Origin of the sequence: Mucilaginibacter sp. OK098 (assembly GCF_900142915.1) — a bacterium.
GTDB lineage: Bacteria > Bacteroidota > Bacteroidia > Sphingobacteriales > Sphingobacteriaceae > Mucilaginibacter.
On the sequence record NZ_FRCM01000011.1, the window covers coordinates 119,538 to 136,088 of the forward strand.

Annotated in this window: 10 protein-coding genes; 1 reads left to right on the forward strand and 9 read right to left on the reverse strand. The window is 42.6% G+C overall.

Going from position 1 to position 16,551, the window contains the following annotated elements; all coding sequences use genetic code 11:
• Window positions 1-7: 7 nt before the first annotated feature.
• From accC to BUE31_RS28715, 9 genes are all read right to left on the reverse strand, one after another.
• Entirely contained in the window at window positions 8-1,348 is a 1,341-nt protein-coding gene (accC, locus tag BUE31_RS28675; RefSeq protein WP_073407309.1) for an acetyl-CoA carboxylase biotin carboxylase subunit, read from the reverse strand.
• A 97-nt stretch (window positions 1,349-1,445) separates the two neighbouring features.
• Window positions 1,446-1,913: an acetyl-CoA carboxylase biotin carboxyl carrier protein gene (gene accB, locus BUE31_RS28680; protein ID WP_073407310.1), complete on the reverse strand. Its 468-nt coding sequence runs from the start codon at window positions 1,911-1,913 to the stop codon at window positions 1,446-1,448.
• A gap of 304 nt (window positions 1,914-2,217) precedes the next feature.
• A complete protein-coding gene (locus BUE31_RS28685) occupies window positions 2,218-3,207 on the reverse strand; it encodes a beta-ketoacyl-ACP synthase III (protein ID WP_073407311.1) in 990 nt (329 codons plus the stop codon).
• 118 nt (window positions 3,208-3,325) lie between these two features.
• Window positions 3,326-4,315 carry a beta-ketoacyl-ACP synthase III gene (locus BUE31_RS28690; protein WP_073407312.1) on the reverse strand — a complete coding sequence of 330 codons (990 nt, stop codon included), beginning with the start codon at window positions 4,313-4,315 and terminating at the stop codon, window positions 3,326-3,328.
• 11 nt (window positions 4,316-4,326) lie between these two features.
• Entirely contained in the window at window positions 4,327-5,268 is a 942-nt protein-coding gene (gene plsX / locus BUE31_RS28695; protein WP_073407313.1) for a phosphate acyltransferase PlsX, read from the reverse strand.
• A gap of 15 nt (window positions 5,269-5,283) precedes the next feature.
• Entirely contained in the window at window positions 5,284-5,475 is a 192-nt protein-coding gene (gene rpmF, locus BUE31_RS28700) for a 50S ribosomal protein L32 (RefSeq protein WP_073407314.1), read from the reverse strand.
• A 19-nt stretch (window positions 5,476-5,494) separates the two neighbouring features.
• Entirely contained in the window at window positions 5,495-6,016 is a 522-nt protein-coding gene (locus tag BUE31_RS28705) for a YceD family protein (RefSeq protein ID WP_073407315.1), read from the reverse strand.
• 161 nt (window positions 6,017-6,177) lie between these two features.
• Complete coding sequence (locus BUE31_RS28710; protein WP_073407316.1) at window positions 6,178-7,797, reverse strand: SusD/RagB family nutrient-binding outer membrane lipoprotein; 1,620 nt, start codon at window positions 7,795-7,797, stop codon at window positions 6,178-6,180.
• Window positions 7,798-7,820: 23 nt separating this feature from the next.
• Window positions 7,821-10,943: a SusC/RagA family TonB-linked outer membrane protein gene (locus tag BUE31_RS28715; protein WP_073407317.1), complete on the reverse strand. Its 3,123-nt coding sequence runs from the start codon at window positions 10,941-10,943 to the stop codon at window positions 7,821-7,823.
• A 540-nt stretch (window positions 10,944-11,483) separates the two neighbouring features.
• Between BUE31_RS28715 and BUE31_RS28720 the strand changes: the two genes are divergently transcribed.
• Window positions 11,484-16,551: cadherin-like beta sandwich domain-containing protein (locus tag BUE31_RS28720; protein WP_200802001.1), on the forward strand; the 5,068-nt coding region annotated here is incomplete at its 3' end.

The following is a 16,551-nucleotide window of genomic DNA, read 5'->3' on the forward strand; positions in this document are numbered from 1 at the left end:
GTTTCGCTTATTCAGAATATTCAAAGGTTTCCATAAACTTAGTGGTAAAATTACCAGCCCTAAAGTTAGGATCCTGTAGTAGCTTTAAGTGGAAAGGTATGGTTGTTTTTACACCTTCAATTACAAACTCGCTTAATGCGCGTGCCATGGTGGCCAGTGCTTCATCACGGGTTTGGGCCATACAAATAACTTTGGCAATCATTGAATCGTAATTCGGTGGGATCACATATCCGGCATAAACATGGGTGTCAATACGTACACCATGACCACCCGGCGAATGAAAGTTTGTGATCTTTCCTGGTGATGGGCGGAAATTATTAAAAGGATCTTCGGCATTTATACGGCACTCAATTGCATGCAATATCGGCTCGTAGTTTTTGCCTGAGATAGGGATGCCGGCTGCAACTTTTATCTGCTCTTTTATTAAATCGAAATTTATAACCTCCTCGGTAACGGGGTGTTCTACCTGGATCCGGGTATTCATTTCCATAAAATAAAAGTTCCGGTCTTTATCAACCAAAAATTCTACTGTTCCGGCTCCTTCATATTTTACAGCCTTTGCGCCTTTTATGGCAGCTTCGCCCATTTTTTTACGCAGTTTTTCTGTCATAAAAGGAGAGGGCGACTCTTCCACCAATTTTTGGTGACGGCGCTGGATAGAGCAATCACGTTCGCTCAGGTGGCATACTTTGCCATATTGGTCGCCAACAACCTGGATCTCAATGTGGCGTGGGTCTTGTACATATTTTTCAAGATACATGCCATCGTTACCAAAGGCTGCGCCTGATTCTGCACGGGCGCTATCCCAGGCATTCTCAAACTCTTCATCCTTCCAAACAATGCGCATACCCCTGCCGCCACCACCGGCAGTAGCCTTTAGTATAACAGGGTAACCTATTTTTTTAGAAATGCTGATACCTTCCTGTACGCTGGTTAACAAACCTTCTGAGCCCGGGATACAAGGTACACCGGCCTTTTTCATGGTTTCTTTAGCCGAAGCCTTATCGCCCATGGCATTTATCTGCGCGGCAGTTGCCCCAATAAATTTTATGCCATATTCCGCACAAATAGAGGAGAACTTTGCGTTTTCTGATAAAAATCCGTAACCGGGATGAATAGCATCGGCATTGGTTAGTTCTGCTGCCGATATAATATTCGGTATGTTTAAATACGAGTCGCGGCTTGGAGGAGGGCCTATACAAACAGCTTCATCAGCAAAACGTACATGAAGGCTGTCTCTGTCGGCAGTTGAATATACAGCTACGGTTTTTATGCCCATTTCCTTACAGGTGCGAATAATTCGCAAGGCAATTTCTCCCCGGTTAGCTATTAATATTTTTTTAAACATAATTTTTAAATGTGCGGATTATCAATGTGCGGATGTGCAGATGATTTTTTGAATGTGCAAGTCATTCGCACATCCACGCATCTGCATATTTGCACATTTACATCGGTTCAACCAAAAATAAAGGCTGGTCATATTCAACCGGCGATGCGTTATCAACCAGTATTTTTACGATCCGGCCTGAAACTTCCGATTCAATTTCATTAAATAATTTCATTGCTTCAATAATGCAAAGTACTGTTCCCGGTTTTATCTCATCGCCAACATTTACAAAAAGCGGTTTTTCAGGGCTTGCTGAGCGATAGAAAGTTCCTATCATTGGCGATTTTACAGTTATGTAATGGGATGTATCGGCAACGGGGGCTGCTAAAGGTATTGCTGCAACAGGTGCTGCGGCAGTATGGGCAGCCAATGGTGCAGTTGAAGCATCTGGAACAGTTGCGTTCACAATAGTTGCAACCTGGTTGGTTTTTATTGTGATCTTAAAGTTTTCCTGTTCTATTGAAACTTCGTTTACTCCTGATTTGGAAACAAAGCGTATAAGATCCTGAATTTGTTTAATATCCATGCCCGGGGGTTAATTGGTTTTGATAAAGTTATATGATAATGTGCAGATGTGCAAACTCCAAATGTGCGAATTTCGAATGTGCAGATGTGCGGATGTTTTTAATTAATTAAGATTATTAGTTTATGTAAGCAAATAAACAAAACATATTTGATAATGTCCGTGCCGATGTGCAAATGTGCGGATTTCTGATGTGCGGATGAAAAAAATAAACTATCTAATTCGGTGCCATCGCAAATATGTGGATTTTCTCTCCTCCGCACATCTGCATATTCGCACATCCACGCATCATTTTCTCATTTGCACATCAATACGCCCACTTTAAATAGATCGATCCCCAGGTAAACCCGCCGCCAAAAGCAGCCAGGATCAGGTTATCGCCTTTTTTAAATTTATCTTCCCACTCCCACAAACAAAGTGGTATTGTTCCGTTGGTTGTGTTACCGTATTTTTCTATATTGATAATTACCTTGTCGGCAGTAACACCGGTACGGCTAGCAGTAGCATCAATAATGCGTTTGTTAGCCTGGTGCGGTACCAGCCATGCAATATCCTCTGCCACAAGGCCATTGCGCTCCATTACTTCGGCGGCAACATCAGCCATTTTGGTTACGGCAAATTTAAATACGGCCTGGCCCTCCTGGTAAGCAAAATGTTCGCGTGCATCAACAGTTTCGTGCGTAGCAGGCCTAACAGACCCACCGGCCTTTTGGTGAAGATAAGGTACGCCGGAACCATCGCTTCTTAAAATGGAATCGATAATGCCATTGCCTTCGTCATTTGGCTCCAATAAAACTGCACCGCAACCATCACCAAAAATAATACAGGTGGCACGGTCTTCGTAATTGGTAATTGACGACATTTTATCGCCGCCAATAACTAAAACTTTTTTATGCTTGCCACTTTCAATAAACTGCGAACCTGTTGCAAGCCCGAATAAAAAGCCCGAACATGCAGCCTGCAGGTCGTAACCCCAGGCATTTTTTGCTCCAATTTTATCTGCTAATATATTGGCCGTAGCGGGGAATACCCGATCAGGTGTAGTGGTGCAAAAAATGATAAGGTCAAGCTCATCGGCACCGATACCACGTTTTTTTAATAATGCTTCAACAGCCGGAACGGCCAGGTCTGATGTGCCTAAGCCCTCACCCTTTAATATTCTCCGCTCCTTAATACCGGTACGGGTGGTTATCCACTCGTCATTAGTATCTACCATTGTTTCCAGCTCCTGGTTGGTTAATATGTAATCGGGCACATAACCATGTACAGCTGTAATAGCAGCATGAATTTTACTCATTTTAATTTTTTTTACTGAAAAGTGTTTTTGGTGTGCTGATTTATTGACTTCAAATGTGTGGAATAAAATTATAAAATTATTTTAATTCGCACATCTGCATATTCACGCATCCGCACATTTAATAAGCCCACTTTAAATAAATTGACCCCCATGTAAAGCCACCGCCAAAGGCAGCTAATATCAGGTTATCGCCTTTTTTAAATTTATCTTCCCATTCCCACAAACATAAGGGTAAAGTTCCGTTTGTTGTGTTACCGTATCGTTCAATATTTATAATCACTTTATCGGGGCTAACACCTGTACGACTGGCCGTAGCATCAATAATACGTTTATTAGCCTGGTGTGGTACAAGCCACGCAATGTCATCGGCTTTAAGATTATTGCGCTCCATCACTTCGGCAGCAACTTCGGCCATATTGGTTACGGCAAATTTAAATACTGCCTGCCCCTCCTGGTATAAATAGTGTTCGCGCTTGTCAATAGTTTCATGCGAGGCTGGGCTTACTGATCCGCCTGCTTTTTGATGCAAAAACGGAACACCTGAGCCATCGCTCTTTAAAACAGAATCAATAACGCCATAACCTTCTTCATTTGGCTCCAATAAAACAGCGCCGCAGCCATCACCAAAAATAATGCAGGTTGCACGGTCCTTGTAATCAATCATTGATGACATTTTATCACCGCCGATAACTAAAACTTTTTTATACTTACCGGTTTCAATAAACTGCGAGCCGGTTGCAAGGCCAAATAAAAATCCTGAGCAGGTAGCCTGCAGGTCATAACCCCAGGCATTTTTGGCGCCAATTTTATCTGCCAATATATTTGCAGTTGCGGGGAATACACGATCGGGAGTGGTGGTGCAAAAAATGATCAGGTCAATTTCATCAGCGCCGATGCCGCGTTTTTTTAACAAGCCATTAACAGCCGGAACTGCCATGTCTGATGTGCCTAATCCCTCGCCCTTTAAGATTCTTCGTTCTTTGATGCCAGTGCGGATGGTTATCCACTCGTCATTGGTTTCTACCATCGTTTCCAGCTCGTGGTTGGTAAGTACGTAATCAGGCACATAACCATTCACAGCTGTAATAGCAGCATGAATTTTATTCATTATAATATTTTTTACTGGAAAGCCAGTTTAATTTTATCTGTAAGACCGCTTTCAACCATGTTTTTAGAAAGCAGCACCATGTTTTTAATAGCCTCGGGGTTTGATATGCCGTGGCCAACAACAACGGGGGCATTTACACCCAATATGGGGCTGCCACCGTATTGTTCATAATTAAACCTGTCGAAAAATTCGTCTTTTAACCTTCTTTTAAGGCTAACTACATAAAACGATTCAGCAAGCTTTAATATTACATTGCCGGTAAAGCCATCGCAAACAAAAACATCAGCATGGTCGCCAAACAGTAAGTCGCGGCCTTCAACGTTACCGGTAAAATTAATCAATTGCGATTCTTTCATCAGTTGCCAGGCTGCCAGGCTAAGTATATTGCCCTTCTCCTCTTCTTCGCCGATGTTTATTAATGCAACACGCGGATTGTTAGTGCCATAAACATACTGTGCAAATAAGCTGCCCAGCACACCAAATTGCACTAAATATTCAGGCTTGCAATCGGCATTGGCGCCTACATCAACTAAAATACCCAAACCGCCTTCCAGTTTGGGTACAAAACTTGCTATTGCAGGGCGCAAAATGCCGGGAATGGCTTTTACACTAAACATAGCACCTACCAGCATAGCTCCGCTATTACCGGCTGATGAAAATGCATCAATGCCCCCTTCTTTAAGCAATTTAAAACCGACAGAAATACTTGAGTCAGGTTTTTGAACAATGGCTTTTGTAGGGTGCTCACCCATACCTATCACCTCTGTTGTATGAACAAAGTCGAAATGATCGGGGTTAAAATTATTTTCCTGAAGTATGCTTACCGTCTGATCTTTGTCGCCAATAAGCACCAATTTCTGGTCGGCAGATAATACTTTATAAGCTTCAATTGCCCCTAAAACGGTTGCTTTGGGAGCGTAATCACCGCCCATAATATCTAAGCCAATCTTCATACCAGAAAATTAAACCTAAGCTACAGCTGCTTTCTCAATCAGTAATTTACCGTTGTAGTATACATTGCCATCAACAGTGTAAGCTCTGTGTGGTAAATGTACAGCACCTGTAGTTTTGCAGGTAGTTAAGGTTGGCGCTACAGCATTATCATGCGTTCTGCGTTTATCTCTCCTTGATTTGGATATTTTGCGTTTTGGATGTGGCATAAAACCTGGTATTTATATTTTATTTAATCTTTTTGAGCGCGTCCCACCGTGGGTCTGCCTGCTCATTTTGTTCGGTATTTGCCGAAAGCTTATTTAAGCTATCAAGCATTTCTTTATCACAAAAGGAAGTTTTCCCTTCGTTGTCACACACCGTAATAAATGGCAATGCAACGTTTATATATTCGTATATCAGCCCCGCTATATTGATCTCATGATCATTTTTAGTAAGGACGATGATCTCTTCATCTTCACCAATTTCCTCTTCGCTAAACTTTGCCACCTGTTGTTCGTGTATATCCACCTGTTGCGGATATTGCGCCAAACACCTGTCGCAGTTTGCATCAATTGTTCCGGTGATCTGAAAATTCAGGATAATCATAGTTTCCTGTCTTTCTAACTCTACCTGGCAATTTAAGTTTGCCTTTTTAACCAGCGAATATTCAAACTCGTTAAAAAAAGCATCATTAATAATGTACTCAAACTGGTGCTTCCCCAGTTTCAGGCCGGTAAAGGGAATCGAAAAATTTCTTAGCGATTTCAATGAGCAACAATTAGCCTGCAAATGTAAGGATAAATATGATAATTGAAAAGTGTTTTTTTAAAACGATTTTAAGAGCATTGATTTCCTGAAACCTGTAGCTCTTTTAATAATAAAGGCCCTTATTTAAAGGGCCTTTATTATTAATGGTTGATAGGAGTGGATTAAAAATTTGGTTTATTAACGTCCCACCATAAGCGGGTGCCACCGTTATCAGCGCCATTCAAAAGTTTTACACCACCTTGTACACCGGCGGTATTTGTTGTGTACTCGCTTAAAGGATAAGGTAAACGGCGTACCTGTATTTTAGTATCAATTGTTCCGTTACTGTTATTATTTACAACAGGGAACAATTTGGGATAACCTGTACGACGGAATTCTGTCCAGGCTTCCTGCCCTTCGGGAAACATGGCAAGCCATTTTTGGGTAATGATCCGCTCAAGCTTTGTTTCATTGCCGGCAGCAGGGTCCCACTTTATGGTGATGGCTGATAACGCAGGAGAGCTATTAACCGCATTTTGAGGATCTGTATAAGCTGCAGGTGTACTGGTTGCATCGGCAATAAAACCAGCTGCTCCTGAAGCAACACCATATTGCGTCATTGAAGTTTGGATACCGGTTTCATAATCAGTTTGAATATCGCCGGCACCAGCCCATCCCCTCAAAGCCGCCTCAGCTTTTAAGAACCAAACTTCTGCAGCCGTCATCATCAATTGAGGTGCAGCTGCCGTAAACGTATTGGTAAAGTTATATACTGAATAACCTGAATAAGCCGGTTTATTTGGTACGTCTGAGCCAATACGAATCCCTATATATTTCCCTGCATAGCTGGCTCCCGGGAACGTGAATGTAGGATTTATAGGCGTAAAATATTTGGAAATACGCGGATCGTTATATCCTACCATGTATGATTGGATGGATGCGTTCATGGAATTATCAGTATAACTGGCTGTTATTACGAAATAATCGTTTTGCCCGCTTCCGGCAATGGCCGCGTCATCAGAAACGTCTGAAAGTAAACCACCCGCTGCACTTAGGGCTTTTTCTGCTTGTGCCTGTGCAGTTGCAGGGTCAACCTTTACGATGTGCATAGCCAGGCGCAACCTCAACGAGTTAGCAAATTTTAGCCATTTAGTGTAATCACCATTAAAAATTACATCAGAGTTTACAAAAGGTGTTTTACCAGGGTTGGCTGCTATATAAGTTTGCAGGTTTGTTGATGCGGTGTCGAGCTGCAAAAACATTTGCTGGTAGATACTTTGCTGATCATCATAAGGTATGGAGATTAAGGATGAACCAACCTTACTGTAAGGGGCCGGTCCAAATTTGTCAGTTACCCTATCCATCGCTTCAACCTCCAGTAACAATGCAATTGCCCAAAAATCAGGCAGGGAGGTTTTAACTCCTATAGGCGCTAATTTATTTTTAATGGGGCCTAAAATTTTTGTATAGATCTGGTTAAATGCGGTCTGGTTCCAGCCATCAACAAAAACATAGTTCATATTATACAATGTTCTGCCAAAAGTTTGTGGCGGGCATGAATAACCTGCGTACGCGTCAGCATTTAGGTTTTGAGAGACCTGGTAATTTTGAAATATTTGCTGCTCGATTGGGATAAACAGTGTTGGGACTTTCAGGTCCTTATTAGCAATACCGGTTTGATCAGTATTATATTTTTCGAAGTTTTTTGTGCAACTATTTAATCCTATTATCGTCAATAGGCAAAGTGCAATCAAATACAGATTGCCTTTGAGATATTTATTTAATTTATAATTTGTTTTCATTGCTTTTAATTAAAGATGTACAATTAAAATATAACATTCAGGTTCAGGCCGTAATTACGTGTTGCCGGCTGATTAAATACGTCAACACCACCAAGTCCGTTTGCGGTTGATGAGGTAACTTCCGGATCATAAGGTGCCTTTTTATAGAAGTAAATAAGATTTCTACCGGTAAGAGAAAGCTTTATAGATTTAATAGCAGCCGTTTTAGACAGTTTGTAATTATATCCTAAAGCAACTTCGCGTAAGCGGACCACAGTAGCGCTGTAAACATACTGGCCTAATGCCGCGTTACGGCCGCCGATGGAAGTATACCATTTTTGAGCATCAATAGTAGTTACATTATTACCAGTCGGATCAACACCGTTTATTTTTACACCGCCGGCATCTCTTGCATCACCATACGCTTTTGATACACCATAAGCATCCAGAATGGATTGCATAACAGATACCACCTGTCCGCCAAATTTACCGTCAACTAATAGGTTTAACGAAACGTTTTTATAGTTAAAACTGTTGTTCCAGCCCAATTGGAATTTTGGTGCAGGGTTTGCTATTTTGCTAAAACCAGCGCTTAACAAAGGTAAGCCCTGGGCTGTAATCATTACGCGGCCCTGCGCATCGCGCTGTAACGTTTGGCCCCAAATATCACCAAAGGATCCGCCCTTGGCCAGGAAAGATTGATAACTGTTACTATTAGTTAGCTGGAAAGTGTTTATACCATCTTTTGAATCCAGATCAATAATTTTATTAATGTTTCTTGAACCATTAATCGTAGTGTTCCAGTTAAAATCGCTGGAAGTTACCAGGTTGTAGCCCAATGTAAACTCAATTCCCTGGTTTTGAATATTCCCGGCATTTACATATCCGGCGCCATATCCTGAAGGCGCAGGCGGAGTAACGGGGATTGATTGGTTATAAGTATTTGATTTATAATAAGTAAAACTAAAGCTTAGCTTATCATTCAAAAACCGCAAGTCAGCACCTAATTCCAAAGATTTGGTTTTTTCAGGTTTAAGGGCTGGATAAGGGGGCCTGTTGGATAAAGTTACTCCGTTTGAACTTGGAGCATTATTCGGATCTGCCGCATTATTAACAGGGTTTGATGCATATTGCTGTACTGTATTACCAACCTGAGCATACGATCCCCTTATCTTGGCATACGAAATCACCTGCGGTAACTCAGTCATTTGGTTTAATATGAAAGATAAACCTGCTGATGGATAAAAGTAATGGTCGGTTGGTGTAAATGCAAGATTAGATGACCAATCGTTTCTGCCCGTCAGCGTTAAATATACCCAATTCTTATACGAGAGATTTGCATTGGCAAATATGGCTTGAATTTGATTATGATTATTAGCAAGTGTATTAACGCTGTTTGCTGAATTTATACCTTGTGCTTTGTTAGAAACCTGGATGTTTTGAATAGTAAACAAATTTGGTGTTATGAGCCCATATCCACCAGGGCCGTTTCCCCAATTAATACCTGATGTAAAGTTATCATTGATACTTGAACCAATTAAACCGTCCAATTTAAAATCAGACTTGCCAGGTAGGGTAAAGTTCACGATTACATCGCCATATTTTTGATTCAATACCTGGTCTGATCCGCTGTAACTGCCATTGTTATTACCGGCTGCAAGGGGCGCCAATGTGCCTGCATAATAACGCTGGTCATAGGTATCATCAATACGATCAATACTTCCCCTTGCCTGTATATTAAGCCATTTGGTAAAATCATATTTAACACTCGCATTCATTAATACGCGGTTACGTTTTGAAAAATTTATATTCCGGTTTATGATCCACCATGGATTTTGTTGAAGGTCTTCCTGATAAGGCCAGTTTTGGGTAGGTACACCATTGGCGCCATTTGGCCCCTCGTAATTGGTTTTATAAGGCAGAATGCTCTCTCCTCTTGGAAAAAGATATAAACCTGTTAAAGGATTGGTATAAAAGCCTATTGTTGGGCTATTGTTAATCTGTTGTGTAATATAGTTAGCATTACCATCAACAGATAACTTGCCAAATTTGGCTGTTTCATGAAAGTTAATATTGTTCCTGCTTAGCTTATTGCCCGGTTCAACACCCCTGGCATCAGTGTTGGCATAAGAAAAATAAGTTTGAGCTATTTCATTGCCGCCTGTTAAGCTGATAGCGTTGGTAAAGTTATTGCCTGTTTGGAAAAAAAGAGGCAAGTTATCCGGCGCGCCGGAAATGTTGGACCCAAAGCTTGTGGAATTTCCCGGAGTTGTTACGCCATAATGACTTTGAAATTGAGGTAAATAAGCATTTTTATCAATGCTGGCTGATGATGAAAAATTGATTTGGGTTTTACCGGACTTACCTTTTTTAGTGGTAATAACAATAACACCATTTGCCGCCTGGCTGCCATATAGTGCGGCTGCCGAAGCGCCCTTTAGTACGGTAAGGCTTTCAATATCTTCAGGATTCATATTTGAGATCCCATCGCCACCATCAGGCGTGCCTCCATAAGTACCGTTAGGCTGCATGTTAGCATTTGAGCTATTACTGATAGGCACACCATCAATTACATACAAAGGCTGATTATTCCCGGTGGCAGATCTGTTACCGCGGAGCAATACCTTTACAGAACCACCAACTCCGGAAGCGCTTGGAGTAATAGTTACGCCGGCAACTTTACCGTTTACAGCGTTCATTAAGTTGTCGCTTTTAACATCGGTAAGTTCACTTCCCGCAACACTTTGTGTTGAATAAGTAAGGGATTTTTCTGATCGTTTAACACCTAACGCAGTTACAACAACTTCATTTAGTTGTTTTGAATCAGATTGCATGGTTACAATAAGGTTGACATCCGTGCCTACGGTAACTTCTTTTTTAAGGTAGCCAATGTAAGTGAATACAAGCACATCACCAGGGTTCGCATTTAAAGTAAATGCACCGTTAACATCTGTTTGGGTGCCTGTTGAAGTACCCTTTACTGATACTGATACGCCTACAAGAGTTTCGCCTGTGGCATCTTTTACAACTCCTTTTACAGGAGCCTGGGCATGAGTGGCACTACCCGGGATCCCTTTAGTTAAAGGACTTGAATAACCGTTGACCCCACAGGCAGCTATTAACGCTGCTGTTAACCAACAAAATTTTAAAGGTAAATTAATCTTCATAAGATTTTGATTTAAGGTAATTAAGTATAGATTAAGAAATAATTTCTAAATTAATAAAAAAAGAGAAAAAAAACACCTTCTTTTTAAAATACTTTAAAAAGTATATTAATGCCATAAATTCTATTGGATTTATAGAATTTGTTATTTAAACAAGGTTTACTAACAGTAAATTTTAATAGATTATTCATGAAAAAAGGATTCGCTAAAGGAATATAGCCGGTCTTTTTTACCCTCCAGTGAGCCTTCTGCATTATTAGGTATAAGGCAGGCAGGCTATTGACTTACAGTGAATTATGAATGGCTGAGTTCTTTCACAATAAAACACGATATTAAATGAAAGACAGAAATAGGAAGTTAAGTTAAATTACACTGCAGTTAATTAATGCATTATATTTTTAACCTAAAAATAATCTTTAAAGATTATTCAAAACATATAGATTTTATAAATATATTTTTAATATTTTTAATCACCCCATTGCTATTGCAGGATCAAAATCTTGCCATAATTCTATACTTTAACCATTGATCTAACCCTATACAATGAACAATTTTTTACGCTCTTTTATCCTGTTTGTTAAAGGTTTGACTTTTGCAGTCATTCTTTTTACGTTATCGCTTATTGGCAACGCGGCAACGCGCACGGCTACAATATCAGGAAACAGGAATAGCACCATCATTACCGATGTTGCCGGCAATGCCATATCAGGCGGATTGACCGGCGATGTATACAACACAGCTCCGGCACCACCCACATTGTTGGCATTGGCAACCGGCAGCGATAGCGGCACCCCAAACGACAATATTACCAATGTTACAACACCAACCATTACCGGCACAGCTGAGGCCGGCTCAACGGTTACATTGTATGATACTGATGGTACAACTTCGCTTGGCAGCGGTACAGCAACAGGCGGCAGTTTTTCTATTACCACCACCACGTTATCTGAGGGTGCCCATAACATCACCGCCAAAGCAACTGATGGAGTTGGCAACGTAAGCAACGCCTCATCAGTATTGGCTGTAACTATTAACACCGTTATTCCGAATGTAATTTTATCGCCGGTAGCTGATGTTGAAGAAACATCAACCTCATTTACTATTAATTACAGTGATGTAACAGGCTCGCCTAATCTTTACTCGGTAACAACTGCCTCAACCAATGTTATGCCAGGTTTTAGCCCGTTAAGTAATTTTTCGCTCAACACACCCAACCCGGTATCAGTACCCATCCCTGGCACCACTGCCGGTACTTACGATTTTATTTTTAACGTACGGAACCAGGCCTCAGGCAATCAATCGGTTGATATTCCATTTTCAGTAACCGTAAATACACCCCCGGCATCTCCTACAGTAACGCTTACCGGCACATTGACGGCTTTTAACAGCTGTAACGGCAGCCCATCAGCAGATCAAAGTTTTAAGGTGTCAGGCACCAATTTAACCGCAGATGTAATTATAACTGCCCCGGCAGGATACGAGATTAGCAAAACATCGGGCAGTAACTATAATTCACAGTTAACGCTTACAGAATCGACAGGGATTGTAAGCCTGCAGGATATATTTGTACGCATAACCGCATCTGCAATAGGCACTCCGGCGGGCGATATCACCATTACATCAACCGGGGTGGCTGACCAGGCCGAGACCATTAACGGAACGGTTAATGATTTACCTGTGATTACATTAGGCGCAATTACGCCAGTAAACACATCTGCAACAACATTCTCCATCCCTTACAGCGGGTTATCAAGCGGCAACTTTATTTACTACATTTCAACAGGTGCTACTGCAATGGCGGGTTTTAGCGATGTAAACGGCTTTACCTTAAATCCGTCGCCAATATCTGTAAATATCCCGGTCAATACATTAGCCGGTACTTATGATTTTAATTTAACAATTGTAAATACGGCAACAAACTGCACTTCGGCTGCAATACCTTTTTCTGTAAGGGTAAATCCGGCAATACCGGTGCCAACTCTAAGTTATAATAGTACTCAAATCTATATGGCAGGTACGGTTATTACACCGCTTGTGCCAACTGCCAGCGGGGTTGATGTGCCGGGCTATACCGCTCCTGGTCTTGTGACTAATGGGTTTCTTGCCCCCTTGGGTATAGCAGCAGATACACTTGGAAATGTTTATGTTGCAGATAAAGGAAACAACCTGATAAAAAAGATTAATGTAAATACCGGAACAACTGTAAACATAGGTTCGGGTTTTAATACACCGTCTGGTGTGGCCGTAGATGCTGCGGGGAACATATATGTTGCTGATTCAGGGGATGGATTGGTTAAAAAAATCCCGGCAGACAATAGTGGAATTGTGAATATTGGCACAGGCTTTAATTCGCCGGTTGGGGTAGCCGTTGATGCTGCAGGGAACGTTTATGTAGCTGATGCAGGCAACGCCTCCGTTTATAAAGTACCCGTTAGCGGCCCCCAGGTAACCATGGCTACTGATTTTGATGATTTAACAGGTATTGCAGTTGACCAACATGGTAATGTATATGTTTCTGACGGGAGCGCCTCGTCAGTATATAGGATAGCCGTAAAAGGCGGCGGCGCAATTGATATCGGCTTTGTGTTTAATTTTCCAACCAATGTTGCGGTTGATGCTGCCGGCAATTTGTACGTTGCCGATGGGTATGGTAAGCTGGTATATAAAGTTGAAGGCGGAAGAGGCAACCCGGTGAGCACAGGCTTTACCTATCAATTCCCTTCGGGAGTTGCGGCTGACCCTTCAGGAAATTTGTTTATAGCCGATGCTTCCCTGAATGTGCTTTATAAAGTTACCCCTTCGGGAGGCTATAGCTTGAAAACTGCACTGCCGGCCGGATTGCGTTTTAATGATACTACCGGTACTATAAGTGGTAGGCCTTCCATGGCAACTGCAGTTGCAAATTATATCGTTATTGCTTATAACGCCGGGGGCGGTACATCTGCTTCTTTTAGTATTGAGGTTGATAATCCCCCTGCGCCAACCCTGAGTTATAGCAGTCCTCAAACTTATACCGCAGGTACGGCTGTTACACCACTTGTGCCAACTGCAACAGGTGTGGGTACCCCCGGCTATAATAGTACCCCGATTACATTAGCTGCCGGTTTTAACCAGCCGGGTGGCACAGCGGTTGATGCTGCGGGTAATGTGTATTTTGCCGATTCGGGTAATAATAAGGTAATGATGTTACCGGTTGGTGGGGGCGCCGCTGTTGAATTAGGCAGCGGGTTCGTCTTCCCTACAGGAGTAGCATTAGATGCTGCTGGTAACATATATGTTGCCGATCAGGGCAACGGATTAGTAAAAAAGATGCCGCCTGGTGGCGGAACACCTATAAGCATTGGCACAGGATTTAGCGGACCGGGCAGTGTAGCGGTTGATGCCGCGGGTAATGTGTATGTTGCCGACTCAAGCGATGGGACAGTATACAAGATTTGCGCCGGCAGTGGTAATACCGTAACACTGGGTGATAGTTTTATTAGCTTAACAGGTATTGCGGTGGATGGAAAGGATAATTTATATTTTACCGATGGTGGTGACCATGCAGTATATAAGGTTGCGTTGACCGGAGGTGTTCCGTTAAATATTGGCTGCTATTTTAATTTCCCCTCAGGTATTGCTGCTGATAACTCGGGCAATGTATATGTAACCGATAAAACTGACAATACCTTATACCGGATAACAAAAGGTGGTAACAAGCAAGTGCCAATAGGTACTGGTTTTAATGCCCCGGCTGGCGTAGCTGTTGACGCCATGGGTAATGTTTATATTGGCGATACAGGGAACAATGCTATTGAGAAGCTTATACCTGCCGGAGGGTATTTTATCAGCAATGTTTTGCCGGCCGGCCTAAAGTTCAGTGGAACCACAGGGACCATCAGCGGTACACCAACCGCGGTAAGCGCCGCAAAAGATTATAAAATTACCGCTTACAGCTATGGTGGCAGCGCATCAGCAACAGTAAACATTACAGTTGTTTTGCCGCCTCCGCCAACTCTTAGTTACAGCGGACCTGCAGTTTACCCTGTAAATGTTGCAATTACCCCATTAATACCAGCCGCCAGCGGCGTAAGCGCTCCCAGTTATAGTAACACTTTGGCTGTGATAGATACCGGTTTTAATTTTCCGATAGGCCTGGGCCTGGATCACGCTGGAAATATTTACGTTGCCAATTCAGGGAACGATACTTTATATAAAATTCCTGTTGGCGGTGGTGCCCGAACCAGCGTTGGCACTGGCTTTACCGCTCCGGTTGGGGTGGCATTTGATGCTGCAGGCAATATTTATGTGGCAGATGCGGGGAACAGCATGGTTAAGAAAATTCCTTTTGGCGGTGGTGCCCCGGTAGAAATAGGCTCGGGTTTTAACTACCCCGCAGGTATTGCTGCTGATGCTGCCGGTAATGTTTATGTTGCGGACCAGGGAAACCAAAAGATTTACAAGATAGCAGCGGGCAACGGACCTGTTACTATATTAACTTCGGCCATAGCCGGACCTACAGGAATTGCTGTTGATGTTGCCGGCAATACTTACATAACTGATCAAAGCACAGGCTCGCTGTTTAAGCTGACAAAAGGCAGCAATACCCCGGTAAGTATGGGCTATACATTTAATGCCCCTACGGGTTTAGCAATAGATGGCGCCGGAAATTTATATGTTGCTGATGCCTCTGTTGGCCAGGTAAAAGAGATCCCGGCAGGTGGCGGCGCTTTAGCTACTATTGGTGGGTTTATTATTCCTTATGGCGTTGCTGCTGATGGTTCCGGCAATCTCTATGTTTCTGACGTAGGCACTAACTCTGTTTACAAGGTTAAACCGGGCGGTGGCTATTATATAGATCCTGTTTTACCTGCCGGCCTTAACTTTAACAGCACTACAGGCGCCATCAGCGGTACCCCAACCGTACCCAGCCCTGCAACAGATTACACAGTTACCGCGTACAATTTTGGGGGCAGCATTTCGGCAATTATAAATATTAAGATTTTATCAACAGATGCGACCTTATCGGCACTAAGTACGAGTGCAGGAGCGTTCAGTCCGGTGTTTAACCCTGCAACGACAACTGGCTACACCGTTACGGTACCTTATCCAACGGCTACAACAACAGTAACAGCATCGATAACAGACGTGAATGCCACGATCCAGGTGCAGGTAAACGGAGGTGGATATTCTGCATTAAGCAGCGGGAGCGCCTCAGGCGCGCTGGCATTAAATTCGGGTAGTAACCCAATAGATGTGCAGGTAACCGCTCAGGACGGCAGCACCATAAAGACATATACAATAACGGTAATCCGTACAGCACCGTCAAGCAATGTTCAGTTAACCTACCTTACGCTCAACCCACAAACAGCGCTGGTACCGGTATCAGGTGCGGATTATAAGGATTATATAGCGACAGTAGGCAATACGGTTAGCTCACTAACGGTAACTCCAACAAGCCCTGATGCGACCAATACGATAACTGTAAACAATGTAGTGGTAGCCTCTGGTAGCGCCTCCGGCTCGATTTCATTAAATGTAGGAGATAACACGATTGTGGCAGTAGCGACGGCCCAGGATGGAGTAACTAAGCGGACCTACAGTATGAAGATAACCCGTTTGGGGCCGGCCT